General features: G+C 46.8%; 24 protein-coding genes and 1 other RNA gene. 3 read left to right on the forward strand and 22 right to left on the reverse strand.

The genetic code is table 11. The features are described from left to right. Positions 1-251: 251 nt before the first annotated feature. The 14 genes from AC6CIF_RS31215 to rpoE all read right to left on the reverse strand — a co-directional run bounded on the left by AC6CIF_RS31215 (position 252) and on the right by rpoE (position 13,556). Positions 252-521, reverse strand: a complete 270-nt coding sequence (locus AC6CIF_RS31215) for a pro-sigmaK processing inhibitor BofA family protein (RefSeq protein WP_498202682.1) — start codon at positions 519-521, stop codon at positions 252-254. 32 nt (positions 522-553) lie between these two features. After that, positions 554-829: a DUF2508 family protein gene (locus tag AC6CIF_RS31220; RefSeq protein ID WP_498202683.1), complete on the reverse strand. Its 276-nt coding sequence runs from the start codon at positions 827-829 to the stop codon at positions 554-556. Between the two features lie 183 nt (positions 830-1,012). Further along, the gene (recR, locus tag AC6CIF_RS31225; RefSeq protein WP_036607246.1) at positions 1,013-1,612 is read right to left on the reverse strand and encodes a recombination mediator RecR; all 600 of its coding nucleotides are present in this window, start codon (positions 1,610-1,612) and stop codon (positions 1,013-1,015) included. A 36-nt stretch (positions 1,613-1,648) separates the two neighbouring features. Beyond that, positions 1,649-1,960, reverse strand: a complete 312-nt coding sequence (locus AC6CIF_RS31230; protein WP_036607248.1) for a YbaB/EbfC family nucleoid-associated protein — start codon at positions 1,958-1,960, stop codon at positions 1,649-1,651. Between the two features lie 41 nt (positions 1,961-2,001). Beyond that, on the reverse strand, positions 2,002-3,747 hold the full coding sequence (dnaX, locus tag AC6CIF_RS31235) for a DNA polymerase III subunit gamma/tau (protein ID WP_498202684.1): 1,746 nt from the start codon (positions 3,745-3,747) through the stop codon (positions 2,002-2,004). Positions 3,748-3,921: 174 nt separating this feature from the next. Next, positions 3,922-4,189: signal recognition particle sRNA large type (gene ffs, locus AC6CIF_RS31240), an RNA gene on the reverse strand. A 146-nt stretch (positions 4,190-4,335) separates the two neighbouring features. Continuing rightward, positions 4,336-4,533, reverse strand: a complete 198-nt coding sequence (gene rpmE, locus AC6CIF_RS31245; protein WP_036607255.1) for a 50S ribosomal protein L31 — start codon at positions 4,531-4,533, stop codon at positions 4,336-4,338. A 102-nt stretch (positions 4,534-4,635) separates the two neighbouring features. Further along, positions 4,636-5,910 carry a radical SAM family protein gene (locus tag AC6CIF_RS31250; protein ID WP_091039190.1) on the reverse strand — a complete coding sequence of 425 codons (1,275 nt, stop codon included), beginning with the start codon at positions 5,908-5,910 and terminating at the stop codon, positions 4,636-4,638. A gap of 97 nt (positions 5,911-6,007) precedes the next feature. Then, positions 6,008-7,333: a transcription termination factor Rho gene (gene rho / locus AC6CIF_RS31255; protein WP_036607258.1), complete on the reverse strand. Its 1,326-nt coding sequence runs from the start codon at positions 7,331-7,333 to the stop codon at positions 6,008-6,010. A gap of 465 nt (positions 7,334-7,798) precedes the next feature. After that, positions 7,799-9,052: a UDP-N-acetylglucosamine 1-carboxyvinyltransferase gene (murA, locus tag AC6CIF_RS31260; RefSeq protein WP_017691290.1), complete on the reverse strand. Its 1,254-nt coding sequence runs from the start codon at positions 9,050-9,052 to the stop codon at positions 7,799-7,801. 147 nt (positions 9,053-9,199) lie between these two features. Next, a complete protein-coding gene (gene fba, locus AC6CIF_RS31265; RefSeq protein WP_036607263.1) occupies positions 9,200-10,054 on the reverse strand; it encodes a class II fructose-1,6-bisphosphate aldolase in 855 nt (284 codons plus the stop codon). 260 nt (positions 10,055-10,314) lie between these two features. Continuing rightward, positions 10,315-10,701: a response regulator gene (locus tag AC6CIF_RS31270; RefSeq protein ID WP_017691292.1), complete on the reverse strand. Its 387-nt coding sequence runs from the start codon at positions 10,699-10,701 to the stop codon at positions 10,315-10,317. A gap of 227 nt (positions 10,702-10,928) precedes the next feature. Continuing rightward, positions 10,929-12,533: a CTP synthase gene (pyrG, locus tag AC6CIF_RS31275; RefSeq protein WP_076217010.1), complete on the reverse strand. Its 1,605-nt coding sequence runs from the start codon at positions 12,531-12,533 to the stop codon at positions 10,929-10,931. A gap of 453 nt (positions 12,534-12,986) precedes the next feature. Continuing rightward, complete coding sequence (gene rpoE / locus AC6CIF_RS31280; protein ID WP_076217009.1) at positions 12,987-13,556, reverse strand: DNA-directed RNA polymerase subunit delta; 570 nt, start codon at positions 13,554-13,556, stop codon at positions 12,987-12,989. A gap of 461 nt (positions 13,557-14,017) precedes the next feature. Between rpoE and AC6CIF_RS31285 the strand changes: the two genes are divergently transcribed. Further along, positions 14,018-15,172, forward strand: coding sequence for a S8 family peptidase (locus AC6CIF_RS31285; RefSeq protein WP_017691297.1), 1,155 nt, complete (start codon positions 14,018-14,020; stop codon positions 15,170-15,172). Positions 15,173-15,459: 287 nt separating this feature from the next. Here the strand turns inward: AC6CIF_RS31285 and argS are convergent, their stop codons facing one another. The 5 genes from argS to AC6CIF_RS31310 all read right to left on the reverse strand — a co-directional run bounded on the left by argS (position 15,460) and on the right by AC6CIF_RS31310 (position 20,983). Further along, a complete protein-coding gene (argS, locus tag AC6CIF_RS31290; RefSeq protein ID WP_498202685.1) occupies positions 15,460-17,139 on the reverse strand; it encodes an arginine--tRNA ligase in 1,680 nt (559 codons plus the stop codon). After that, positions 17,136-17,561, reverse strand: a complete 426-nt coding sequence (locus AC6CIF_RS31295; RefSeq protein WP_017691299.1) for a YwiB family protein — start codon at positions 17,559-17,561, stop codon at positions 17,136-17,138. Before AC6CIF_RS31295 ends, argS begins: the two co-directional genes overlap by 4 nt. Before the next feature lie 265 nt (positions 17,562-17,826). Continuing rightward, positions 17,827-18,096 (reverse strand): DUF6171 family protein, encoded by a 270-nt coding sequence (locus AC6CIF_RS31300; protein WP_498202686.1) that lies wholly within the window; start codon positions 18,094-18,096, stop codon positions 17,827-17,829. Then, a complete protein-coding gene (locus AC6CIF_RS31305) occupies positions 18,096-19,577 on the reverse strand; it encodes an alpha-N-arabinofuranosidase (protein ID WP_498202687.1) in 1,482 nt (493 codons plus the stop codon). Before AC6CIF_RS31305 ends, AC6CIF_RS31300 begins: the two co-directional genes overlap by 1 nt. 218 nt (positions 19,578-19,795) lie before the next feature. Further along, positions 19,796-20,983 (reverse strand): WD40/YVTN/BNR-like repeat-containing protein, encoded by a 1,188-nt coding sequence (locus AC6CIF_RS31310; protein ID WP_498202688.1) that lies wholly within the window; start codon positions 20,981-20,983, stop codon positions 19,796-19,798. Between the two features lie 395 nt (positions 20,984-21,378). Here AC6CIF_RS31310 and AC6CIF_RS31315 point away from each other — a divergent pair, with 395 nt between their 5' ends. Continuing rightward, positions 21,379-21,510: a hypothetical protein gene (locus AC6CIF_RS31315; protein WP_498202689.1), complete on the forward strand. Its 132-nt coding sequence runs from the start codon at positions 21,379-21,381 to the stop codon at positions 21,508-21,510. Between the two features lie 309 nt (positions 21,511-21,819). Here the strand turns inward: AC6CIF_RS31315 and speB are convergent, their stop codons facing one another. Next, entirely contained in the window at positions 21,820-22,689 is an 870-nt protein-coding gene (gene speB / locus AC6CIF_RS31320) for an agmatinase (RefSeq protein ID WP_498202690.1), read from the reverse strand. A 15-nt stretch (positions 22,690-22,704) separates the two neighbouring features. Next, on the reverse strand, positions 22,705-23,532 hold the full coding sequence (gene speE / locus AC6CIF_RS31325) for a polyamine aminopropyltransferase (RefSeq protein WP_498202691.1): 828 nt from the start codon (positions 23,530-23,532) through the stop codon (positions 22,705-22,707). A 336-nt stretch (positions 23,533-23,868) separates the two neighbouring features. Here speE and AC6CIF_RS31330 point away from each other — a divergent pair, with 336 nt between their 5' ends. Then, positions 23,869-25,947, forward strand: a complete 2,079-nt coding sequence (locus AC6CIF_RS31330; RefSeq protein WP_498202692.1) for a transglycosylase domain-containing protein — start codon at positions 23,869-23,871, stop codon at positions 25,945-25,947. 200 nt (positions 25,948-26,147) lie between these two features. Here AC6CIF_RS31330 and AC6CIF_RS31335 read toward each other — a convergent pair whose 3' ends face one another. Beyond that, positions 26,148-26,651: a YwhD family protein gene (locus AC6CIF_RS31335; protein ID WP_091039209.1), complete on the reverse strand. Its 504-nt coding sequence runs from the start codon at positions 26,649-26,651 to the stop codon at positions 26,148-26,150. Positions 26,652-26,716: the final 65 nt, after the last annotated feature.

Raw genomic sequence — 26,716 nt, forward strand, 5'->3', positions numbered from 1 at the left:
CGCTTTCATTCTGCAAGCAGAATTTTTACTCACTCGTTGTTCAGTTTTCAAAGATCAAACTCGTTTTTTTGTCACCATTTTCTCTCAGCGGCGACTTTTATAATATATCATACTTCGTTTGTTTTGGTCAAGTGTTTTTTTGAAATTCTTTTTCGAAGTTCGTAATGAACTCCTTCATTTCATCTAAAGCATCTAACCAAGCAAGCAAAGCAACGAGATATAATGTACCATATAAATATCCTGCGAGTCAACTATCCGAACAAAGAAATTTTCAACCCTAATAATAACCCCACACCTGGCAATCCCAAAACAGTTACAGTCCCTATCGTTGCAGGGTTCAGCGGGATGTAGGTTCCTGTAATCCAGCCGGAATAATTCACGATATATATCCCTACTGCAGCCAGCACCAGATGAATTCCGAATGACGTAAAAAATGATAACCCTATCCGCTTTCTGAATAAAACAATGATAAGCCCCAGTAATGATATAACCAATACACTTCCCAGTATGATACTCTTCATATGTTACACCTCCGTGTTTAATGTAAACGTGACTACATACTAATCCCTCGCTGTGATGTAACATCATCATTAGCTCTGGCTCGCTTCGCTCTTCTCAAGTGGATCTGGTATTTCCGCTCAGCTGCCTCCAATACATAAATGGCATAATCAATCTCATCCTGTCCCTGTGCATCTTCAAACTGTCTCATAGCCCCTTCCCATTCCTGCTTTGCCATCTGAATATCTGCATAGATCTGATCCGCCTCAAGTTCCTTCAACATTCTGTTGTGTTTCTCTACCGAGTTCCGTGTATTTCGCCACAAAAACATAAACTCTCCCCCTCCTGATCAGCACAGCTATTCTCATACTTATCAGGGAAAGGACAAACTTAGAACTCGGGCATTCATTTTCTTCACAAAAAAAGAGAGCCCTAAGGCTCTCTTTACACATCGAAACTTATTTAGCATCCGAAGTTTCCAAGGAAGTGCACTGTGTAATACAAATCGATCACACTAACGCATCTCCCTGCGCCCTTCCAACGCTTTGGAAAGGGTCACTTCGTCCGCATACTCAAGATCGCCGCCTACAGGCAATCCATGCGCAATCCGGGTCACACTGATCTCAAATGGACGCACCAAGCGGGAGATATACATCGCTGTAGCCTCCCCCTCAATATTGGGGTTTGTCGCCAAGATGATCTCTTTTATACGTTCATCACTTAATCGAACCAGGAGTTCCTTCAAACGAATATCATCTGGGCCAATTCCCTCCATAGGTGAAATCGCGCCCTGTAACACATGATAGTATCCATCGAATTCCTTGGTGCGCTCCATGGCCACAAGATCTTTCGAATCCTGAACTACACAGATTACAGATACATCCCTGGACTTATCCTGACAGATGCGACACGGGTCCGTATCAGTGATATTACAACATACAGAACAGTAATGAAGATTACGCTTCACACTTACGAGTGCTTTGGCAAAATCGATAACGTCATCTTCCTTCATGTTAAGCACATGAAAAGCTAAACGCGCTGCCGTCTTGGGACCCACACCCGGCAACCGGGTGAAGGCATCAATCAGCTTGGCTATTGGTTCGGGATAATACAATCGATTGTGTCTCCTTTGACAGGATCAATTTTTTAATTAAAATAATCCCGGAATATTCATGCCGCCTGTGAACTTGCCCATATCCTTGTTGGCAATCTCATCGGCTTTGGCCATAGCATCATTAACAGCTGTCATAACGAGATCCTGCAACATTTCAACATCTTCCGGATCTACCGCTTCAGGTTTGATCGTGATAGCAAGCAATTTCTTGTGTCCGTTAACTTCAGCCGTCACTACACCGCCACCAGAAGTACCTTGGACTGTTTTGTCCGCCAGTTCCTCTTGTGCTTTCAGCATTTGCTCCTGCATTTTCTTCACTTGTTTCATCATTTGGTTCATGTTGTTCATAATTGTTCATCTCCTTTGTTATAGTTATCGCGCTATGCGCATTATTCTTTGATCACTACAAGATCCTTACCAAAGAGCTGGATGGCTTCATCAATCCAAGGCTGTTTGTTGCCTGAACCGCCGTCTTCATGCTCAGGTTCAAGCTTAAAGTCCTCCTTTGGCGCTTCAGAAGCTCCCTCCATTGCTCCGGTCCAATCTTTGAGCATCATCGTCACCAATCGTGCAGGACGCCCAAGCTGTTCCGACAACACTCGCTCAATGACATCGCGGTTAGCCTGCTTCTCCGTCGTTTCACGGTGAATATTGTTTTTAAAAGCAACCAACACATTGTCTTCAAGCAATGATACCGGCTCACCATCCACAAACCAGGCGTGAACGGTAACCCTCTCTTCCTTCACTCGTTGCAGGATCTGACTCCATTTTTTGCTGATCTCTGCGAACTCAGCGGCTCCCTTGCGTGCAACATACTGATCCAACTGTGCAGGAAGCTTCGCAGGTGAATTGCCTCTCGATACAGGCGCTCTTGTTGCCGGACGAGATGGAGCACTTGATGAACCTTCTCCACCAGACAAACCACTTTTCAGTGCACGATCCAACTTCTTCTCCAACTCAGCAAGCTGCTGCTTCAAGCGGTTGATCTCTCCCCCATCAGCAGGTGCTGCATGAGCTGAAGCTCCCACCTGAACAGAAGCCTCACCTCGAGCTGGAATACTACACAGTTTAAGCAATGCAACTTCGAATAATGTCTGTGGTTGTACTGCATATTTCATTTCACTCTGGTACCGATTAAGGGTGTCTATCATGTGGAACAGTTGTTCCCTGGTGAATGACTCCGCCATATCACGGAAAGACTCGGGATTAAGTACCCGGTCCGTCAGTTTATCTGCATCAGGTACCATCTTAATCATAAGCAAATCACGGAAATAATACAGCAAATTCTCCATACACTTGTCTGCACTCTTTCCTTCATGCATGAAACCTTCAATCATCTGCAAAATATGACCAACATCACCCTTGAGCAGCGAAGCAGCCAGTTTGGCAAATTGCTCTGAAGCAATCCCACCCGTCATGTCCATGACCTGCTGGTACGTTACTCGTCCATCCGTAAATGAAGAGATCTGATCCAGCACACTAAGTGCATCCCTCATTCCACCGTCCGATAAACGGGCAATGTATTGGAGCGCATCCTGGTCAGCTTCCATGCCTTCCTGTTCACAGATCAGTGTAAGTCTTGCTGTCTGCTCTTCCAGGGATACCCGGCGAAAATCAAATCGCTGACAGCGCGATATAATGGTAGCCGGAAGGCGGTGCGGTTCGGTTGTTGCCAAAATAAACATCACATGCGGTGGTGGCTCTTCCAATGTTTTGAGCAAAGCATTGAATGCCTCCGTTGTCAGCATGTGCACTTCATCAATAATATAGACTTTCTGCCGGACCTCGGTTGGCGCATATTTAACCTTTTCCCGAAGATCACGGATTTCTTCAACGCCACGATTGGATGCAGCATCAATCTCCTGCACATCCATCACAGCGCCAGTCGTAATTCTGCGGCAAGCTTCACACTCGTTACAAGGTTCAGGCGCAGGCCCACGTTCGCAGTTCACAGCTTTGGCCAAAATCTTGGCGGCACTTGTCTTTCCCGTTCCTCTGGGCCCGCTAAATAAGTAGGCATGGGAAGTCCGCTGTTCACGAATCGCGTTCTGCAAGGTCTGAATAATATGCTGTTGCCCCACCATATCTTGAAACGACTGGGGACGCCAAGCCCGGTATAACGCGATATGCTCCATGATGCGTTACCTTCCTTCCACTTCGCATTCGAGTCCTTTGTCGTTCCCCTATTATACTATATTCTAGGGTGAATCCAAACTTTATCTGACTCATTCATGCGTGGTTTATTAAGACATATCAAAAAGACCTCTGCATACATACAACTGCAAAGGTCTCTACATTTAAAAGATAAGCCGTGCACCTGCTATCGATATTTGCGATCCAAGTGGCACCCCTGAACAATAGCTCGGGCTAGGCAACCCTCCGGCACAAGAGTGATCTCACTTATGGCTGCTTCCTTCCGGACCTGACCAGGTTCATGAGTACTCATTGCGGAGGACCCAACCGTCAACACCACGTTTAGGGACCAAACCTCACATCGGCAAAACCTCTAGCAGGAATTCAACCTCGCTATAGCGGATTGCGAGTTACAGGGCACCGCTACCTCCCCATCTAGCACGGTAAGAAATAGTATAACGTAAGGTTATCCAAATTGCAACCAGAGGAACTCGGAAGCAACCATGCTTACATATAAAATATAAAAACCCCTGCCAGATTAGCAGGGGTATGTTGGATGCAATTAGCAGACAACTCCAAGAATTGTCCAATTAGATTCCGTATTTCTTTTTGAAACGATCAACACGGCCGCCAGCATCGATAAACTTCTGTTTACCTGTGAAGAACGGGTGGCACGCGGAGCAAATCTCTACACGAAGTCCGTCTTTAACCGAACCTGTCTCAAAAGTATTCCCGCAAGCGCAAGATACTTGACCAATCGTGTAATTAGGATGAATTGCTTCTTTCATTACCTTTCACCTCTTTCCGCCCTGAGCCTCAAGCGGACCCAGAGTAAATGGCACAACCCTGAGATTATAACACGGCCTTGTGCCTGTTGCAATCCATTATTGTTATGAGGTAATCAACCGTTTTGGACGTGCCATTCCAGCGGGTGGAACATGGGTGTACGATCCGATCACAACATCAGGCAACTCGTCTTCAAAAATCTCAATCATCTGCTTCATGCCCAGGATATCACCTTGAGCTGGAGGAATTAATTCAAGATAGCTCTCCGGATCAATATTGAGATTACGCATCTGAATCAAGCGTAGATCGGTTCTTCTCGCAAACTCAATCATCGCCTCAATCTCTTCTTCACGGTCTGTTACGCCCGGGAAGATCAGATAGTTAATGGACGTGTATACACCCTGCTGCGCTGCGTATTTCATCGATTTCTCAACATTGGCTAAGGTATAACCACGCGGTTTATAGTAGGCGTTATAGTGGTCATCCAGTGCGCTAATTGTACTTACGCGCATCAGATCCAATCCAGCATCTACAATACCTCTAATATGATCGTTCAGACCGGCATTGGTATTAATGTTGATATACCCCATGTCCGTTACGGAACGCACTTCGCGAATCGCTTCAATAATCAGCTTGGCCTGCGTGGAAGGCTCCCCTTCACAACCTTGTCCAAAACTAATGATAGACTCCGGCGTCTTCAGGTGTTCCAGCATAACCTCCACAATCTCATCCACACGTGGTCGGAAGTTCATACGTGTCTGTGGGGAAACAAAGCCGCTATCATCCGGTTGCTCGGAGATACACCCGAAACAGCCCGCATTGCATGAATAGGATACCGGCACTCCACCTTCCCAACGATTCAGGAACGTGTTCGATGAAGTTAGGCATTCATATCCAAGCGCACAGTTGGATAGATGCGTGTAGAGACGGTTCTCGGGGTATTGCTCTGTCAATCGTTTAACCCCGGAACGTACATCGTCACGATCACAGTTGAGCGGATTCCATTGGTCAGGACTATCCGACTTCGCAGCCGTGACATAGAAACCGCCATCTTTCCAAACCACTGCGGAATAACCGAATAAAGGCAATTTATACTCTTTATCCGTCTTCACATAACCAGGGAGACACAAACGAGTGAATCCCTGTGGAAGCAACGCACCTACAGCCTGTGTGTCCGTTGGCATCGGCAACATCTCACCTGTGTCCGGGTCCATACCAATGGGCCGGGTACTCGGGAGTCCAACCAACGTTGCACCCTCTGGCAAAGGGATGAGTTCGTCTTCCATAATCTCAACGATCATATCTCCACTGCGGGCAAGCCCGTACAGGGAAGGATGATCAAATACATTACCTTTTTCATCTGCGTATACTAAATACATGATGTTCTCCTCACATCTAATGGGTTAAACCTAACGACGAGTGTATTGTAACATTCACAGCAATGCTGCAAAAAGAAAGTGATTAGTCGAACGACACTTACGTCGATGTACCTGACGTTGCTGTCTGTCTAGGTGAGCGACGGGTTGTTGTTGTCCCGGAATTGCTTGTTGGGCTATTACCAGCCGAATCAAAAGCCGCCAAAAACTCTGCATTTGTCTTACTGTTACGAAGTTTTTTCAGGAATCCTTCAACAAAGTCATGGGAATCATTCATGTTTTTACGAATCGCCCAGATTGTATCCAATTCTTCCTTGCTGAGCAACACTTCTTCACGACGTGTACCGGAACGGCGAATGTCGATCGCCGGGAATATGCGGCGCTCTGCCAGACGACGGTCCAGATGGAGCTCCATATTACCTGTACCCTTAAACTCTTCATAAATGACATCATCCATACGTGATCCAGTATCAATTAATGCCGTTGCCAAGATGGTCAGGCTTCCGCCTTCTTCCACATTCCGGGCAGAACCGAAGAAACGTTTCGGACGATGGAATGCAGCTGGGTCAATACCACCACTAAGCGTACGACCGGATGGTGGAATAACCAGGTTATATGCACGGGCAAGACGTGTAATGCTATCCAGCAGGATAACAACATCCTTTTTAGCCTCAACCAGACGAAGCGCACGTTCAAGCACCAATTCCGCCACCTTGATATGATTCTCAGGCAGTTCATCAAATGTTGAAGCCACAACTTCCCCTTTTACCGAACGCGACATATCCGTTACTTCCTCTGGACGTTCGTCAATCAACAGGACAAACAGTTCAATTTCAGGATTGTTAGTTGAGATGCTGTTGGCAATTTCTTTGAGGAGAAGCGTTTTACCCGCTTTGGGAGGTGCTACGATCAATCCGCGCTGTCCCAATCCTACCGGGGCGAGCACATCCATAATGCGTGTGGACAAATGGTTGGGGGATGTTTCGAGAACCAGTTTTTTCTGCGGATACAGTGGGGTTAGTGCCGGGAAGTGAAGTCGCTCTGCAGCCGCCGATGGATTCTCACCATTTACAGCGTTGACTTGCAACAAACCGAAGTATCTCTCGTTTTCCTTAGGCGTTCTACACTTACCTGATACGAGGTCACCTGTTCTTAGGTCAAACTTGCGAATCTGAGAAGCTGAGATGTAGATGTCTTCCGTACTTGGCAAGTAGTTGATCGGTCTTAAGAATCCGTAACCTTCAGGTAAAATCTCGAGTACGCCTTGCATGAACATCAGACCGCTCTGTTCAGCTTGTGCACGTAGTATAGCAAAGATTAATTCTTTCTTTTTTAACGTACCATAGTAAGGTATCTGATATTTTTTGGCCAGTTTGTAGAGGTCCGTTAGTTTCATTTCTTCCAAATCGGAAATTTGTAGATCCATATAATAACCACCTATTCAATTAATAAGTCCGTGTGAAATGGATAGTTTCGCTAGATGTTCCGGCTATAGAGCGCAGCATATGCCACAATCTCTTCTGTCCATTGTACGGAATGTAACCGTTATAATGCAAATACTTGTCTTTGAGTGTAAGTTTCCGGGTGGGATGGCCAACATTCGGCAAGATCCGCTATTGAGTGAACGATGCATTGAGGCGATCAATCCGGATAGACCGGCTGTGGAGCGCAGTTCAAACAAAACCGGGGGTTGGGGATGAGAAATGATGTTCTTACAGCCATATGAAGTTTAATTCAAAAAAAGACCCTCCGGTAAAGGAAACAGAAACATTTCGTCTTATGCCGGAGAGACTGAGAACTCTATTAAAACAGGTTTACCCAATCAACAAAAAGATATGCAGTTCAGTTAAAAAAACATTTGTAGGACCAAATTATGCATAACGCTTCCCGTTTAATCGGTTTCCCGCCATACATCTGCACCGAGCAGGCGCAGATTAGTCACCAGATGATCGTAACCACGATCGATATATTCGACCCCTGTTACTTCAGTCACACCTTCACTGACCGTAAGACCTGCGATCACCAGCGCTGCTCCAGCGCGAAGATCGGATGCTTTTACTTTGGCCGCGTTTAATGCACTGCCTTCAATAATCGCTGACCGCCCTTCTACTCGAATCTTTGCACCCATCCGCACTAACTCAGGCACATGCTTGAACCGATTACTGTATACAAAGTCGCTCAGGACACTCACACCGGTTGCCTGTGTTAAAACACTCGTCATGGGTGACTGTAGATCCGTTGGGAAACCAGGATATACAAGCGCCTTCACGTCAACGTGGTTATAGCTTGGTTTACCAATGACACGTATACTTTCATCCAATTCCTCAATGCCAACACCCATTTCCAGCAGCTTTGCCGTTAAAGCTTCCAGATGTTTGGGAATCACATTGTCAATCAGAACATCTCCGCGCGTCGCCGCTGCAGCGATCATATACGTACCTGCTTGGATACGGTCCGGAATGATGGAATGACGGCAGCCTTTAAGCTCCGAGACTCCTTCAATACGGATCGTTTCGGTACCCGCACCCTTGATGCTGGCACCCATGGAATTCAGAAGTGTTGCTACATCTATAATCTCAGGCTCTTTAGCCGCGTTTTCGATAATTGTAGAGCCTTTGGCACGAGTAGCCGCCAGCATGATATTAATGGTTGCGCCGACACTGCTTACATCAAGATAGATTTTTGCGCCGCGCAGCTCTTTGGCATGCAAATGAATGGAGCCATGTTCGTTTGTTACGGTTGCGCCAAGCGCTTCAAACCCTTTGATATGTTGATCAATTGGACGAGGCTCAAAATTACAGCCCCCTGGTAAACCTATGGTCGCTTCTTTGAAACGCCCTAGCAATGCACCCATCATATAATACGAAGCGCGAAGCTTCTTCACGGGACCATTCGGCATAGGAATGGATTTGATGTCAGAAGGGTCAATCTTCATCTGACTGCCTTCCCAAGTCACACGTGCTCCGAGTTCCTCCAAAATTTCTGCATAAACCGCCACGTCACTCAAAAGCGGCAGGTTGTCCAACACGACTTCTGACTCGGCAAGCAATGCTGCAGGAATAAGCGCAATGGCGCTGTTCTTGGCGCCGCTTATAGTTACAGTTCCCTGTAACGGACGTCCGCCACTAATCATCAATTTTTCCATAAAGCTTAATGTCCCCCTACGTGTTTTGCAGCCGATGAACGGCAATACGTGCTGTTGGCTTCCGATGTAGAAATAAGGTGTGAAAATGGAAAGACACCGGCTAGGCGGTGTTTTTCCATTTCACAGTATGGAACTGGTAAAGATAAATTACGCTTTGTTGTTAGAACCAAACTCACGGATTTTACCTTTAACGGTTTCTTTGATTGCTTCACGGCCTGGTACGATGAATGTACGTGGATCGTAAGCATCTGGTTTAGCTGCAAGCACTTCACGAACCACTCTTGCAAAAGCAATTTGGTTCTCTGTGTTTACGTTGATTTTGGATGTACCCAGGGAAATGGCTTTGTCGATGTCGTGTTTAGGAATACCTGTACCACCGTGCAATACGAGTGGAACTTGTACCGCGTCACGAACTTCTTCCATTTCTTTGAAGCCCAGGTTAGGCTCGCCATGGTAAGGACCGTGTACGGAACCAAGAGCTGGTGCCAATGTATCGATACCTGTTTCTTTAACGATACGGATACACTCGTTCAGATCAGCGTACATGATGCCGCCGATAACGTCGTCTTCTTGTCCGCCTACAGTACCTACTTCAGCTTCTACAGAAACGCCTTTAGCGTGTGCATATTCAACAACTTTTTTAGTCATTTCGATGTTCTCATCGATAGAGTGGTGGGAACCGTCGATCATAACGGATGTGAATCCAGCATCGATCGCTTCTTTACACTTGTCGAAGCTTGAACCGTGGTCCAGGTGAATTGCAACTGGAACGGTGATTTTCATGTCGTGAATGAGTCCTTCTACCATTTTAACTACAGTGTAGAAGCCACCAATGTGACGTGCTGCGCCTTCGGATACACCCAAGATTACTGGGGATTTCTCTTCTTCAGCAGCACCAAGAATCGCTTGAGTCCACTCAAGGTTATTGATGTTGTATTGACCAACTGCATATTTTCCTTCAAGTGCTTTGTTCAACATGTCTGTCATAGATACTAATGGCATGGTTTCAATCCTCCTAGGGGTTTGGGTTGTGTCTATGGTTTTTAGCCGAAATCACATACGGGCTTATTATACCACATCCCATGTCAAATACTAAACAAGCATTTGCAAAAATGCTGTGCTTTGCAGCACAGTTTTCATAGACACCGCTTTATAACTTCCCCATTTCCAATATTCCCCGGATGAAGGGGTGAAATACCTCATTTTCCCACCACGTACCTTCTATGTTCTCCACACGCAAAAAAATCCTGTATCAACAGGATTCAGCTGCATTTATTGGCGGTACCGTTGCGAAGTTGCATATTCACAGCCACTCGCATCTCGTCGATATCAAACGGTTTCGTAAAGTGCATGAGCGCTCCGAGATCCGTGGCTTCCTTAATCATGTCCAGTTCACCATAAGCGGTCATCATGATCACCTTGATACCCGGATCAATTTCTTTAATATGTTTCAGGATTTCAAGACCGTCCATCCCAGGAATCTTCATATCGAGCAATACCAGGTCAGGCTTATCATTATTCACAATCTCCAGAGCAACCTTGCCGTTGGGTGCTTGAAACGTGTTATACCCCTCACTGCTGAACACTTCCATTAACAGGATTCGAATACCATTCTGGTCATCAACAATCAAAACTTTTTTATCTTCCACTCTGTAACCTCCTAGAATTAGGAAAGCATGCACATCTTCGAATCTGGATAACTATCCCATAGTCGTCATGATAAGTATTCTACCTCTTCCATTAAAATCCTGCTACCTTCACAAAATGACAAAAAGCATTTCCACCTGCTTTCTACGCAAAAAAAAGGATGTTCCGGCATCCGCTATGGTTGCCAGGAACATCCCCAATATCTATTACGTTAACACAAAAAAATTTATTACTTCTGCGCATTCTCCAGAGAAGCTTTTACAAACTCACGGAACAATGGTTGCGGACGGTTTGGACGGGAAGTGAATTCCGGATGGAATTGTACCGCCAGGAACCATGGGTGTCCTGGAAGTTCCACGATCTCAACCAGACGTCCATCCGGGGATGTACCCGAGATAACCAGTCCTGCTTTTTCGATCGTTTCACGGTATTCATTGTTGAACTCATACCGGTGACGGTGTCTCTCATACACCAGCTCGTCATCATAACAAGCCATCGCCAAAGAACCTTCCTGAAGCTTACAAGGATACAGACCCAGACGCATCGTGCCACCCAGATTCTCGATATCTTTTTGCTCAGGCAACAGATCGATCACCGGGAATTCCGTAGCCGGATTAATCTCGGAACTGTTCGCACCATTCAAGCCAACGATGGAACGTGCATATTCAATAACGGAAACCTGCATACCCAGGCAAATACCGAAGAACGGAATTTGTTTCTCACGAGCGTAACGGATTGCCGATACTTTACCTTCAATACCACGATCTCCGAATCCACCAGGAACAAGGATACCGCCAATACCATGTAACAGGTCGCCTACATTCTCATCCGTAATATCTTCAGAAGGAACCCAGCGAATTTTCACATCAGCATTGGATGCAAATCCTGCATGAGACAACGACTCAACAACACTCAGGTATGCATCATGCAGCGCTACATATTTACCAACAATAGCGATCTCAACTGTATGCTCCAACTTGTTGATCCGGTCAACCAACCCTTCCCACTCGCTCATATCCGGTGCAGGAGTAGTCAGTTTCAGGTGATTTACCACGATCTCATCCAAGCCTTCTTCACGCAGGTTCAGAGGTACTTGATACAACGTGTCTGCATCACGACATTCAACCACGGCATTTTCATCAATGTCGCAGAAGAGAGCGATCTTGGCTTTCATATCTTTAGACAATTCATACTCTGTACGGCATACAATCACATTTGGTTGAATACCGATGCTTCGTAATTCCTTAACACTATGTTGTGTTGGTTTTGTTTTCACTTCACCAGCTGCTTTGATATAAGGAATAAGTGTTACGTGGATATACATCACATTGTCGCGACCTACATCACTCTTGATCTGACGGATAGCTTCCAGGAAAGGCAAACTCTCAATGTCGCCCACTGTTCCGCCAATTTCCGTAATAACCACATCCGAACCCGCTTCACGTCCAGCGCGGAATACACGCTCTTTGATCTCGTTCGTAATGTGTGGGATAACTTGTACCGTTCCGCCCAGATATTCCCCGCGCCGCTCTTTGCTGATGACGGAAGAGTATACTTTACCAGTCGTGACGTTGCTGTTTTTGGAGAGATTGATATCAATAAAACGTTCATAGTGGCCAAGATCCAGATCCGTTTCCGCGCCATCATCCGTTACAAAAACCTCGCCATGCTGATAAGGGCTCATTGTCCCTGGGTCGATGTTAATATATGGATCAAATTTCTGGATCGTTACCTTAAGCCCTCTGTTTTTCAGCAATCTGCCCAGAGAAGCAGCCGTAATCCCTTTGCCCAGGGAGGACACAACTCCGCCCGTCACGAAAATATACTTTGTCACTGTTATTACCCTCCTAATATAAGTACAGAAATTCAGGCGATATATGATGTTATCGTAACCTGTTTCCCAGGTAATCATCGTTAAAAAGAGCAATGGCAGAAATTCCCTGCATCTGCGAACTGCTCTTTCTGCGAAGACGGTTTAAATAAACGTTGTTCTACAGCAAAAAATGGTGCAAACATTCCGGTAGCCTTCATTCCATTTCGTGTTTTTGATATACAAAAACGGGCCACGAAATGTTGGCCGGGAGCATGTGGAATTGAAAACATTTTGCAAAATTATGCCTCTAAAAATACAAAAAAAAGTACTCCCGCAGGACGGGGCACCTTCTATAAAAAACATAAATATATTGTCGCTCATTCATAAGCCCATGCAATAGTTTACCCGTTACCCCGTCTGCTGTCAAGGCTGACTATTCCGGGGAAACGGGTAAATTATAGACGTCAAAAATGACTACCGATTATCAGAATCGTCGTCAAATTCATCCTCGTTTTCGGACTCTTCTTCGTCTTCTTCGAGGTCTTCATCTTCCAGATCATCATCTTCAACCAGCACTTCTTCTTCGCTGTCTTCTTCGTCAAAGATGTCGTCTTCGTCTTCATCTTCTTCGTCTTCTTCTTCGTCTTTATCAGTGCTGTCGAAGCCTTCATCGCTGCTATAGCTGTCTTCTTCTTCACCGAAGTCTTCATCTTCCAGATCATCGTCTTCATCGTTGATGATACGCGGACGCTTCGCACCCGTCATGGAATCTTCTGTTCCAGCTACCGGATACCAGCGCTTTAAGCCCCACAGACTTGTACCGACGCAAGCAAAACGGCCATCGATATTAATCTCGGTATATAGCTGGGCGATAAACTCGTTGATTTCTTCATCAGTCATTCCGCGCTGCTTCGCTACCTCATTCATTAAGTCACGATAGTAATACGGCGTATTAGCCGCTTTCAGCACCATAAAGGCAAGGTCCACCAAAGGGATCTCTTTTACCTTTTCTTTATCAATTTTCAAATTGAGCGAGGTACTCACTGCAGACACTTCCTCTCACACAAAATTCACTTTTTAACCCCTACGAACTGGACTGTTACGTATAACATATCCATTAACAAACCTAAGTAAAACCTATTTAGCGTTAAAAAGCAAGTTTTTATGTACGGATGTGACGCAAATGCGGAGAGCAGCAACAATATGTCCACATATTAAACGTGAAGTGACATCAAACCCACAGGAATATCCTCTTTGCCAAAGAGACAACTCCATAATAAAAAAGACGGAGTCCCCTCCGCCTTCTGACTGTATACCCTTGGAGGATTACTCCTCACCAGGTTCCCCGCAAGAGCCCTCTAGCTCTCCATCCATCATATGTCCCTGCGCCCGTTTTGACACGAAGAGAATGTGTTTTTGTAAAAAAAGGGCAAGTTCCCCATGCGGCGGGATGAGCGCATTCATAGAATACCTCAGCATGTTCATCCCGAAGGGGGCTGCCCATTATGGACTATACTGGTTTATTGCATCAATTGATTGACGGAATGCGACGCCCTGAACCAGAACAGGGAGGGCGATATTTGATCCGATTTGCCAAACCGCAGCAGTACGAGGCCTGTCTCGTAGAATTGTCCCGAATGCGGAATGAATTCACCGACCTTGGGGCTGTCCGTTCCTCGCGACTGGCTCGTTCCATTATCGCTCCAGTCCAACGCCCGGAGGACCTATACCGCTATGGGGATGAAATTACGATTGAAGCAGACGTTCCCATCTCCCTTCATGCCACTGCACTCCACAGCAAACCAAGCAATGCTCAAGGCATACCCTGGGGAGTAAAGCAGATTCGGGCGCCCAAAGTATGGTCTGTGTCTACCGGACACCGGATTAAAATCGGTGTGATTGATACAGGTGCTGATTATCACCATCCTGATCTTCGTTATTCTCTGGCGCGTGGAATCAACCTGTTAAACCGCAGCTTGCTTCCTCATGATGATAACGGACACGGCACCCACATTGCAGGGACTATCGCTGCTGCCAACAGTACCGCAGGCATGATTGGTGTAGCTCCACGTTCCCTGATCTATCCGGTGAAAGCATTTGACCACAACGGATCGGCTTATGTATCCGACATTGTACTTGGCATCGACTGGTGTGTACGCAACAAGGTCGATATCATCAATATGAGCTTTGGCATGAAAACACGTAGCAAGGCGCTTCTTGACGTTGTCAACCGTGCGTACCATGCTGGAATCGTTATTGTTGCTTCGTCAGGAAATGACGGCAAACGCCGCAGTATTGATTACCCTGCACGGTATCCCCAGACCATATCTGTTGGGGCAACCGACAAAAACAGACGTATTGCGTCCTTCAGCAATCGTGGCGCATATGTGGATGTCTATGCACCCGGTGATAAAATTGTCTCCTCCTGGGTACAAGGCAAGCATCACGAGATGAGCGGCACATCCATGGCGACGTCCCATGTGAGTGGCGCTATCGCCTTGCTACTCTCCAAACATCCGGGGTTATCCCCTAGTGAAATCAAGACACTCGTCAAACGTGCTACGATCCCTTTGCGCGCCCGCAAGACTACCACCGCAAAGAGCAAGGTGCGCGGTGGTGAGATTGATGCCCTGAAGCTAATGCAGGAGGGCGGGGAGTGAGCCAGCTCTGTCAGCCGTCAGCAGAACTTGATTGAGGCTCGTGGCGAAACGCAGTAGCCCGGCCCAGGTAGTATGCAGAGGGAGTATTACGTAGCGGCTGAGACCCTAGGTTACGTCCACTGTGATGTCAGAGCAGGCTAGTGTGCCTTGGATGGACCAGGCATTTCGTTTCTTCAGCTAGGGCACAGAACAAAAAAAGTCTCCATGTACCACGTTGAAGGCACTCAACATGGACATGGAGACTTTTTGCCTTAGGCAGAGCGACGGATAGGCCGCGAGCCTGGAATTTACATTTTGTCAGGAGCGGTTACGCCTACCAGACGAAGCGCTGTTGCGATAACGGTACGTACAGCACCGATCAGTGCCAGACGTGCTTGAGTTTGCTGCGTGTCTTCCGTAATGACACGTTCTGCACGGTAGTAGCTGTGGAACAGGGATGCCAACTCGTATACATAACGGATGATACGATGAGGCGCATATCCTGTTGCTGCTGCCGAGATTTCCTCAGGCAACTCTCCCATTTTGCGGAGAAGGTCATACTCGTGCTCTGTTGTCAGCTTGGACAGGTCAATCTGTGCCAGTGGCAGCAGTTCAATACCTTGTTCTTCAGCCTGACGGTATACGCTGCATACACGTGCATGCGCGTATTGTACGTAGAATACCGGATTCTCATTGGATGTCGAAATCGCAAGGTCCATGTCAAAGTCCAGATGGGAGTCCATGCTGCGCATTGTGAAGAAGTAACGGATGGCATCAATGCCGACTTCATCCATCAGATCTTCCATCGTTACAGCTTTACCTGTACGCTTGGACATCTTCACTTTTTCACCGTTCTGGAACAAGCTCACCATCTGTGCAATCAAGACCACCAGTTTCTCAGGGTCATTACCCAGTGCTTGCATCGCGGCTTTCATCCGTGGAATATATCCATGGTGATCGGCACCCCAGATGTTGATCATCGTGTCGTATCCACGAGCATATTTGTCGCGGTGATAAGCAATATCTGGCGTAAGGTAAGTATACGTGCCATCGTTCTTGATCAACACACGTTCTTTGTCGTCACCGTACTGCATCGTTTTCAACCAAGTTGCTCCATCTTGCTCATAGATCTCATTGCGGTCACGCAATTCATCAAGTACTCGCAGAACTTCTCCGTTGTCGTACAGAGAAGTTTCGCTGAACCAGATGTCAAAGTTCACACGGAAGCGATTCAAGTCACGTTTGATCTTGTCCAGTTCCTTCTCCAGGCCAAAGTCACGGAAATAAGCCGCACGGTCACCCGGATGCATGGACAGCAATTCATCACCCTTTTCAGCAACAAGTTGCTTGGCGAATCCTTTAATATCTTCACCGTGATAACCGTCTTCAGGCATCTCAGCATCCTGACCCAGCTCTTGCAGATAACGAGCTTCAATGGAACGAGCCAGATTAAACACCTGATTACCTGCGTCATTAATGTAGTATTCACGGGTTACATCATATCCTGCATAGTCAAGGATGTTACAGAGTGCATCACCTACAGCTGCTCCACGGGCATGGCCCAGATGCAGGCTGCCTGTCGGATTGGCACTGACAAACTCCATCTCGACTTTGCGTCCTTCTCCGATGTTAATTCTGCCGTAATCTTCACCCTGCTCCTGCACAAGTGCAAGTACTGGATAAAGGTAACTCTTGTCCAATTTGAAGTTAATGAATCCTGGGCCCGCAATCTCAGCCTTCTCGATTCCAGCTTCTGCCAGATTCAGATTGGCAATGATCTCTTCAGCAATCTGACGCGGATTGCGCTTGGCAATCTTGGTCAGCTGCATGGCAGCATTGGTTGCCAAGTCCCCGTGTGTTTTCTCACGTGGCACTTCCAATGTGATGGCTGGCAATTCTTCCTGCGTAACAATTCCGGCCGTCACAATGGCGTTGCCGATAGCCGTGCTTACCCGTTCGTTAATCGTATCTAGTGGATTACGTGTCATGAAATTGGTTCCTCCTGTATATGCAAACTAATCGCGAAATGTCCGGATTCTTCATCAAAGCGGTAAAAGTCGTAGCTCCACGCTGCGCGTGCGCTCAATCCCTGAATGGAAAGTTCCAGCTTCTGTGTATGCGTGGACAGGGCAAACGACATGTATGGCGATCGGTAGAAACCAGGAAGCTTCCGATTCAATTCAAAAGTCTGCTCCGATTCCACCTCACCGTGACGTATAATCTTGATGGATTGTCCGCCCAGCTTCAATGTTGTACGGGTTGTACCTCCCTCAGGTCCAACCTGCGGTTCTTCATAACGAACATAAAGAACGGACCCTTTTAACACAGCTTCACCCTGCATTTCCTGCAGCACATCTTCACCTTCATAACGGCTGTGCAGCCGGATGTGTACCGGTCGCATGTTCGACATGAATGTTAACCTCCATTATATTCGAGGCGACGCAAAATCAGGCACGGCTGGTGAGAACAGCCCTTCCCGTATTGTTGTGTCGCTATACGCGCTCATATTCCCGGATAGCTCGCTATCCTATACTCTACTGTATAACTATATCCAGTTCCCTCGCTCAATTCAAATCCAAATTCAGAGTTTTTTCCTCATCAAGCCAAAAAAGAAGAGCCGCACCTGTAAAGTGCAACTCCCTTTTGCTTCATTATAATAAGATTCGTTCATCCGATCAGGCCCATTGCGATTCATAAGGAAAAGGACATGTCGACTCACTCAGCTTCGCTCGCACCTGTACGAGACAACCACAATGCCGACAAGTTGTGCCATATTGCAATCCCGGACAAGTAGAGCAGATGGATAACCGCCGTTCATATTCCTCATCCTGTACCGTCGGACGCGAACGTGAGGCAATCTCCACAAGTCTGGCCATTTTGGCATCGCTAATCTTCACATCGTACTGATCATTACAGCCCTTGCAAGGTTCCTGCCTTTTCATCATTAACCCTCGACAGCGATGACCCCAACCGATGCTGGTGGAAGGACAAAACGCAAGGTGTTATTCTCCAGTGTGAGTCCTTCCCACGCCACAGGCTGAACATGATTCGGCTGTTCAAAGGTATTGAATGCACCAAAATCAGTATGGTGCAGAATCTGCCCGGTTACTTTAGCCGCTTGAGCTGCGTCCAGCTGGCATACTACTTCCAACTCATCCGTGTGGCTTAGATTACAAGCTGTCACATGAATGACCCCATCCTTGTTGCGGGAGGCTGACAAGCTGAGCTGAGGAATGGTTTCTTCTCCGAAGGTATACCCAGGGCTGTCATAATTCAAATCCAGTCGCTGCGCATCCATATGAACCTGATACATATCAAATACATGATACGTAGGAGTCAGGAGCATTTTGTCCCCTTCCGTGAGCACAAGCGATTGAAGTACATTGACGATCTGCGCAAGATTTGCCATGTGTACCCGTTTATTATGTTGGTTGAAAATATTCAGGTTAACACCTGCAAGCACAGCGTCCCGCATCGTGTTCTGTTGATATAGGAATCCTGGATTGGTTCCCGGCTCAACGTTATACCAGGTACCCCATTCATCCACAATAATGCCGACTCTGCCCTCTGGATCATATTTGTCCATAATCTCGGAGTGTTTCACCAGTAATTCATCCATATGGAGCGTTTTTTTCAAGGTGGTGAACCATTCAGCCTCACCAAATCCTGTAGCTGCGCCTTTATCATTCCACTCTCCTGTAGGGATAGTGTAATAATGAAGACTGATCCCATCCATAAAGCGAGCAGCCTCCCGCATCAGGACTTCCATCCATTCATAGTTGCCTTCGTTCGGTCCACAAGCGATTTTATAAATCTCGTTCCCGGAATAGTTACGTACATATGTAGCATACCGGCGATATTCATCCGCATAATATTCAGGACGCATATTGCCGCCGCATCCCCAGTTCTCATTTCCCACGCCAAAATACTTCATTTTCCACGGTTCTTCCCTACCGTTACTCTTACGCCAGTTCGCCATCGGGGATTCGCCGTCAAACGTGATGTATTCCACCCATTCCTGCATCTCCTGCACTGTACCGCTACCCAGGTTGCCACTGATATATGGCTCCGTGCCGAGCAACTCACATAATCTCAAGAATTCATGTGTGCCAAAGTGATTGTTCTCTTCCACACCGCCCCAGTGTGTATTGATCATACGAGCACGCTCACTCTTCGGACCTACACCATCTTTCCAGTGATATTCATCGGCAAAACAACCGCCTGGCCAGCGAAGTACTGGAATATTAAGCTTCTGCAAGGCCGTTAATACATCATTTCGAATTCCATCCGTATTTGGAATGGGTGAATCTTCTCCTACCCACAGCCCCTCATAAATACAACGTCCCAAGTGTTCGGAAAAGTGACCATATATATTGCGATTTATTAATCCTTGATCTGAATCTGCCTTTAAAATAACATCAACCATGATTTCAACCTCCATATAATGTATTGTTATCGCTTACAATAACTTGTTTTAGAGTAGGTTTCAACCGTTTTTATTTCTACACAAACAAGCCTCTTCCTGTGTAATTGATTAGGAAAAGGCTTGTTTGTTATAGAAATTCATACGGAGACATACCAAATTGATCATCATTCATTTCTAATTTGGATTTGCCCCGTTGTTATTTCAGAATAACAGGCTATTTAATCCTGCTCTGAAGGCAACAACATTTTTTGTGTCCAGGTCGTTCCACCATCTGTAGTCTGATAGATCGCAGGAGAGTTATCACTTGTGACTACGAGCCAACCCGTCTTGGCCGATGGGAACGAGATACGGGAACTGTATCCCGGATCTTTCAGGTCAATATTTTTCCACGTGGAACCTGTATCATAAGAACGTCCAATACCCACTTTGCCAGCTGCGGGTGAACCTGCAGACAGATACGCCGTCTGATTACCAATCAACGCCATGTTGCCGGGATGACCACCCGGGTTGGCTGGTCCGTTTCCTTTGCCCGTACTGTTTGTACCTGGTGCAGGACCTCCCCCTGCTGTGGATTGCGCAAATACTTGGGTCCAGTTCTTGCCTTGATTACCGCTCGCATAGAGGGAGTAGGATTGTTGGGACATGCCTGCATCACCATACAGAAGGGCCCATACTTGCTGGCCATGTGCATACAGATCTGCTCCGCTCCATGTGTCTGAGACAACTTGAAGAGAGGTGGTCCAGTTCTTGCCGCCATCACTCGTTTGCTTCAGATGATATCCCGATCCAGGTACAACCACGACGGCATACCCTTGTTTCTCTGTTGCAAAGGCAGCTGCACGCGTGTTGGCAGGTGTTTTCATTTTACTCCAGGTTACCCCGCCATCCTTCGTCTGATATGCACCATTATAGGTGTAACCGTAACCTACATCTTTATTGCGAAAATCGATTTGCTTGAATTGAATGCCCGGCGTATCAAGCCGCGTCCAGTGCGATCCGCCATCATGGGTACGGATCAGATAGGTTGCAGGTGAATCCTTCACTCGCGCCAGCGCATATCCGTTCACATTATTCGGAAAATCAAGCTGTGTGAATTGCCACTGCCCGGTATATATGGACTGCCACGTACATCCTGCATTCGAGGTACCGATCAGGAAGCCTTCACCCCCAGCTCGTCCAGTCGTATTATTAAGAAAATCAATGTCAGTAAATTGCAGGTGTTGCTCTTCCACACCACTACCTTTTTTCAGTGTAGCAGATAGTCCATGATCTCCCTTTCCACATGCCTGTGAGGATGCGGCGTTAGCACCTGATAGCGTATGTACCGGACCCATCCCCCAAGCCAGCGTTAACGATAATGCGAGTGCACCAATCCGTTTCCATGTCATTGTACTCTTGGTTGTCATCGTAACACCTCCTTTTATGGTTTTACCCAAATTTGATGGTTCTAACGTAACAATCTGATTAACCCCGATGACAATTTCGCAAGAAAAAAACCACCTTTACCCATGATTGGATCATGTAGGCAAGGGTGGTTCATCACCAAACATTGTGTACACTAAGTTAAATGGGATACATCACCACAGCAAGGATAACAAAACTGATACTTCATTCAAGGCATAAATATTAAGATGGAGTCATGCCAAGGCGGGATATCTGCGTAAGAGAAGAATCCATACGAACACATGCAATAAATGGTAGAGACATAGGAACATACGTGCTATAATTAATGTTATGGACTTTTGAATATCGGTGGATGTTTTCAGACCACGACGCAGCTTCCCGAAAGGGGGTGACGTCGATGGTCACACTTGTAGCGTTGCTTGATGTAATCCGATGGATTGCTGCGATCCTCAGTATTGTACTGAGTGGACGAAAGCTTTACCGTTGGTTACGCAAAAAGTTTCGTAGCAAGCGAAAACCCACCTCATAAGGTTGGCGCCTAACGGTGGGTTTCGCTTGAACAACAGTATTTAATTCATGCGCGCCGTGGCAATCCACAGCCTATCGGGTCCTAAGAGTCTTTACCGTTGACGCGGTGAAGACTCTTTTTTAGTATATGACCGAACCCAATCACCATATACTTCACGAATGTAATATATCAATTAATATACTACTGAATACTTATGTAGTCAGTATATCACAGCTCTGTACAAAAGTTAACAATACAAAAACGCCCTCCCCTGCGCAAATTTGAAAAGCGCGCAGACAGAGAGCGTTATACTTATCGATTATTCTGTGATTATTTCACGAACCCAAGCAGCATTTCACGGATCAGCTTCGCAGCTACAATCTGTGTCTGTTGTGTTGGATCATAGATCGGTGCAACTTCAACCAAGTCACAACCAACGACATTCACATCAGCTCCTGCGATCATATGAACGGCTTCCAGCAGTTCCTTGGACGTAATGCCGCCCGCTTCTGCTGTACCTGTTCCTGGTGCTGCTGACGGATCAAGCACATCGATGTCGATAGTTACGTATACCGGACGATTGCCCATCTTCGGAAGAGCTTCCTTCATCGGAGCTGCCACTTCAAATGGATAGAAGTTGATGTTCTCGCGACCATACTGGAACTCCTCACGGGAACCGGAACGGATACCGAACTGATAGATGTTTTGGCCACCCATCAACTCAGCTGCTTTACGCACTGGCGTGGAGTGAGACAATGGCTCGCCTTCATAGTTTTCACGAAGGTCAGCGTGTGCATCAATATGAATCAGGATAAGATCCGGGTATTTCTTGTACATTTGTTGGATGACCGGCCAAGTAACCAGATGCTCACCACCGAGACCAACTGGGAACTTGTCGTCAGCGAGCAGACTGCCGATGTATTCATGAATTACCTCAAGGCTGCGTCCCGCGTTACCGAAAGGCAAGAGCAGGTCTCCAGCGTCAAAGTATGTCATGTCTACAATGCTTTTGTCGAGATATGGGCTGTACTCTTCAAGTCCAACCGATGCTTGACGGATATGAGATGGGCCGAAACGAGAACCCGGACGGAAGCTGACGGTGTAATCCATCGGCATGCCATAGATAACCGCTTTGGAGTTCTCATAATCCTCAGAGCTGCAAATAAATACGTTTCCTGAATAAGCTTGATCCAGTTTCATTAATGATTTCCCCTTTTATTTCGTTAAATCTTCCAAGAATTTAGGAAGTACAAATGCTGCTTTGTGCAGACGCGGAGAGTAATACTTGGTATCCATCTCCGGGATTTGAGTCTCATCCACTTCAAGCGGGTCATGTTTCTTGCTACCCATGGTGAATGTCCATAAACCACTTGGGTAGGTTGGAATATTACAGCCGTACACATGTACGATCGGGAAGATTTCTTTGACGTCTTTGTTCACCTTCTGGATCAGATCCGCTTTGAACCAAGGGTTGTCCGTTTGGGCAACGAAGATTCCGTCTTCTTTCAATGCTTCGTAGATGCCTTGATAGAACCCACGCTCAAACAATGGCGCAGCTGGGCCTACAGGCTCCGTGGAGTCTACGATGATCACATCGTATTCATTTTTATGTTCAATAATATGCATGTAGCCGTCATTTACGAGCACTTCAACATTAGGCTCGTCCAACTTGCCGGCGATTTCAGGCAAATATTTTTTGGAGTATTCAATAACTTTACCGTCAATTTCGACGAGAACAGCTTTTTCTACAGCAGCATGTTTAATGACTTCACGAATGACTCCGCCATCGCCGCCACCGACAACCAGAACTTTTTTCGGATTCGGGTGAGTGTTCAGCGCAGGATGTGCCGCCATTTCGTGATATACGAATTCGTCTTTTACAGTCGTCATCACCATGCCATCAAGGAGCAACATGTTACCGAATTCTTCGGTTTCTACCATGGCCAAATCTTGAAAATCCGTTTTCTCTGTAACATAGGTCTGCTTAATCTTCGCGGTGATCCCGAATACCGGGGTCTGTTTCTCCGTAAACCACAATTCCATAATCTCTACCTTCTTTCCGTAAAGTTAATGATCAGCCATACCCGACCAAGTGCTGTGCACTATAATCAGTTCGCCCAAGCACGTCCAGCGTTCGGCGCCATATCGCGTTATCATTGCTGGCCTGCGGGAAAGGTCCGCGGTTCACTTCATTATATAGATAGTATATCTTGTACCGAATCTTACCTTTTCATTACCCTTTTGCATTATACGCGATTGACGTTTATACTGCAAAACGGTTTTCAAGGCGAAAATGCTACATTTTGTTTGCTTATGCACCCGATTGAATATCCCTGCCAATCCAGTCCCATACTGGAAGAAAAGAGAGGAGCCCGTTCCATGACCAAGCCAAATCAAAAGACCCGCAAACGCGGGTTCCGTGTACGTAAATTGTTTAAAAGCCTGTCTCTGCTCGCCGTGCTCGCCATACTTGCTACCGCTGCAGGATTGGTCTATCTATACGCAACCAGCCTGCCCCTAGCAGACTCTGACCGGAATTCCAGATTACTGGACAGTCAAGGTGAAGTCATCGCTACCTTCTCTGCAGGTGGCAAAGACTCTGTACCCGTTCAACTGGAGGATATCGCTCCAGATCTGGTCAATGCCACTCTGGCTGTAGAGGACCGCAAATTCTATAATCACTACGGGTTCGACGTGCAAGGGATGGGACGGGCTGTGCTCGTTAACCTCGAACATATGCAGATGTCGCAGGGTGCGAGTACATTGACTCAACAGCTGGCGCGTAACCTATATCTATCTCATGAGAAAACATGGACTCGCAAAGCCAAGGAAGCCATGTACACGGCGCAATTGGAGATGAAATACAGCAAGGATGAAATTTTGCAGATGTATCTGAACGAAATCTATTATGGGCATGGTGCGTACGGAATCGAAGCGGCTTCACGAATGTATTTTGGCAAATCAGCCAAACAGCTGGATCTTGCAGAGAGTGCCATGCTGGCAGGAATCCCGAAAGGACCTACCTACTATTCACCCTATAATCATATGAAGAATGCCAAAGACCGACAGAAGATTGTGCTGAATGCCATGGCTGATATCGGTAAGATCACCCAGGCCGAAGCGGATAAGGCCTATGAGAAAATGCTTTCGTTCAAACCGGAAAGTGAGCGTAAAACGGTGGAAAGTGCTCCTTATTTCCGTGACTATATCCGAAATCTGGCCATTAAAGAGCTGGGAATCAGTGAAGCGATGCTGGATCATGGGGGATTGAACATCTACACCACCCTGGATCTGCGTGTACAAAAAGCCGCGGAAGACGCCATAGCGAAGGGTATGGATGCCAAAAGCGAGCTGGAGACGGCCCTCGTGTCCATCGACCCTCGTACGGGCTACATCAAAGCCATGGTAGGCGGCAAGAATTACCGCACCAATCAGATTAACCATGTACTGGCGACAACGCGCCAGCCAGGTTCGGCGTTTAAACCGATTATGTATCTAGCAGCCCTGGAATCCAAGCAACTCACCAGTGCATCCATATTTAACAGTGAACCTACCCTTTTCCACTATGACAATGACCGCAAAACCTATAAACCCGGCAACTTTGGAGACAAGTATCTGGGTGAGATTGATCTAAGACAGGCGATCGCCGCTTCAGACAATATTTATGCGGTGAACACCATTATGCAGATCGGTCCTGAGCAGGTTGTGAGTATGGCAAAAAACCTCGGCATTACAAGCAACCTGAGCGCCGTACCTTCTCTTGCACTGGGAACGTCACCTGTCAGCCCACTGGAGATGGCGTCGGCCTTTTCCGTCATTGCTGCCGGTGGACAACGGACGCCACCTGTCGCCATTCTGCAAGTAACAGATGCCGCAGGACGTGTACTCTATGAATCCCCTCAAACCAAGGCTGAGACCGTCGTGGAACCTGCAGCAGCTTATGTCCTGACTCGTTTAATGGAAAGTGTCTTCGAAAATGGGGGAACGGGTAACCGGGTGTCTAAGGCGATCAAACGTCCGGTTGCCGGAAAGACGGGAACGACCAATACGGATGCCTGGCTCGTCGGATTCACACCCGAGCTCTCCACCGCTGTATGGGTTGGGTACGACCAAGGCAAAGCCATCTCAACTTCGGATGGTCGCCGGGCGGCGCCAATCTTTGCCCAATTCACAGAGCAGGCTCTTGCGAGCGTACCACCCAAAATTTTCACCGTGCCTGATCATGTTGTAAGTGTCTATATTGACCCGGAATCCGGCAAGCTGGCAGGCAACGGTTGTGAAGAGAAACGATTGGAAGTTTTTATTGATGGTACTGAACCGACAGAGGTATGTCACGGTACGACGGATGATTCAGATTCTGGAGAAGATGAGAAGACACGTCAGGTACAGAATCAACAAGGCATACAGGAAGAGAAACATTCTTGGTGGGGAGATTTCAAACGTTGGTGGGTAGAATGACGTAAATGGGCGATGACTTAGTTACGCCACCTATAATTCCTGGTTATATTAAACAATTGGAAATTCACTTCGAATGAAAACTCATAATTATTCAGATCAATGAATACGATTAATGCACAAGCAAAAGACCCCCAGCCGAACTTTCCGGTCAAGGGGCCTTTTGCTTCTTTTTGCTTTTATACTTTGTTGAATGATCTGCCTTAGGCGAGTGCTTCCTTCAATACATCTGGAGAAGCATTCCACCAGTCTTCGTTGTGTGAGATCAGCAGTGTCTTAAGTGCAGCTCGGGCTTCAGGTCCAAGCTCATCCAGCATGAAGCGACGCTTCAAGGCATAATCCATGCGATTCACATGTTCCGCCAACAGTTTCCATCCACGTCTTGCTTCCGTATCAATCCACATCTCACATGCCGTTGCTCCACCATACAGTTGGCCTTCCTCCGTGCGATCGACAGCTACCCACACTAGCCATACCTGGCGTCCGTTGGGCACATCTTCACGATTAGTAGAGAACTTGATATTGCGTTCCACTTTGCTCTTCGCATGCATCGCACCGATATCGATTTTGGCTTCGCCATTATCAATAATGACCGGGGAAAGGTTATTCAGATCAATGGAGCCTGCACCGAAGCCTTTATGCTTGCTTTTTGCACTAACGATATTCAAGGCAATCTGTTTTTTGCCGTTTTGCTCGTTTTGGTCCATGTTTATAGCCTCCAAGGGTTGATACAAATATTTTAACTAATAATTGCCCCATTGCAAACATATAC

Source organism: Paenibacillus sp. GQ49 (assembly GCF_059759055.1).

Excerpts from the sequence above, each read along its gene's own strand:
- AC6CIF_RS31315 (WP_498202689.1), top strand. The coding sequence starts at position 21,379 with ATGGTCACACTTGTAGCGTTGCTTGATGTAATCCGATGGATTGCTGCG.
- AC6CIF_RS31310 (WP_498202688.1), bottom strand. The coding sequence starts at position 20,983 with ATGACAACCAAGAGTACAATGACATGGAAACGGATTGGTGCACTCGCA.
- AC6CIF_RS31295 (WP_017691299.1), bottom strand. The coding sequence starts at position 17,561 with ATGTCGAACATGCGACCGGTACACATCCGGCTGCACAGCCGTTATGAA.
- AC6CIF_RS31215 (WP_498202682.1), bottom strand. The coding sequence starts at position 521 with ATGAAGAGTATCATACTGGGAAGTGTATTGGTTATATCATTACTGGGG.
- murA (WP_017691290.1), bottom strand. The coding sequence starts at position 9,052 with ATGGAAAAATTGATGATTAGTGGCGGACGTCCGTTACAGGGAACTGTA.
- AC6CIF_RS31230 (WP_036607248.1), bottom strand. The coding sequence starts at position 1,960 with ATGAACAACATGAACCAAATGATGAAACAAGTGAAGAAAATGCAGGAG.
- rpmE (WP_036607255.1), bottom strand. The coding sequence starts at position 4,533 with ATGAAAGAAGCAATTCATCCTAATTACACGATTGGTCAAGTATCTTGC.
- speB (WP_498202690.1), bottom strand. The coding sequence starts at position 22,689 with ATGAAACTGGATCAAGCTTATTCAGGAAACGTATTTATTTGCAGCTCT.
- AC6CIF_RS31220 (WP_498202683.1), bottom strand. The coding sequence starts at position 829 with ATGTTTTTGTGGCGAAATACACGGAACTCGGTAGAGAAACACAACAGA.
- dnaX (WP_498202684.1), bottom strand. The coding sequence starts at position 3,747 with ATGGAGCATATCGCGTTATACCGGGCTTGGCGTCCCCAGTCGTTTCAA.
- AC6CIF_RS31285 (WP_017691297.1), top strand. The coding sequence starts at position 14,018 with ATGGACTATACTGGTTTATTGCATCAATTGATTGACGGAATGCGACGC.
- rho (WP_036607258.1), bottom strand. The coding sequence starts at position 7,333 with ATGGATCTACAAATTTCCGATTTGGAAGAAATGAAACTAACGGACCTC.
- AC6CIF_RS31250 (WP_091039190.1), bottom strand. The coding sequence starts at position 5,910 with ATGTATTTAGTATACGCAGATGAAAAAGGTAATGTATTTGATCATCCT.
- AC6CIF_RS31330 (WP_498202692.1), top strand. The coding sequence starts at position 23,869 with ATGACCAAGCCAAATCAAAAGACCCGCAAACGCGGGTTCCGTGTACGT.
- speE (WP_498202691.1), bottom strand. The coding sequence starts at position 23,532 with ATGGAATTGTGGTTTACGGAGAAACAGACCCCGGTATTCGGGATCACC.
- AC6CIF_RS31300 (WP_498202686.1), bottom strand. The coding sequence starts at position 18,096 with ATGATGAAAAGGCAGGAACCTTGCAAGGGCTGTAATGATCAGTACGAT.
- AC6CIF_RS31305 (WP_498202687.1), bottom strand. The coding sequence starts at position 19,577 with ATGGTTGATGTTATTTTAAAGGCAGATTCAGATCAAGGATTAATAAAT.
- AC6CIF_RS31335 (WP_091039209.1), bottom strand. The coding sequence starts at position 26,651 with ATGGACCAAAACGAGCAAAACGGCAAAAAACAGATTGCCTTGAATATC.
- argS (WP_498202685.1), bottom strand. The coding sequence starts at position 17,139 with ATGACACGTAATCCACTAGATACGATTAACGAACGGGTAAGCACGGCT.
- fba (WP_036607263.1), bottom strand. The coding sequence starts at position 10,054 with ATGCCATTAGTATCTATGACAGACATGTTGAACAAAGCACTTGAAGGA.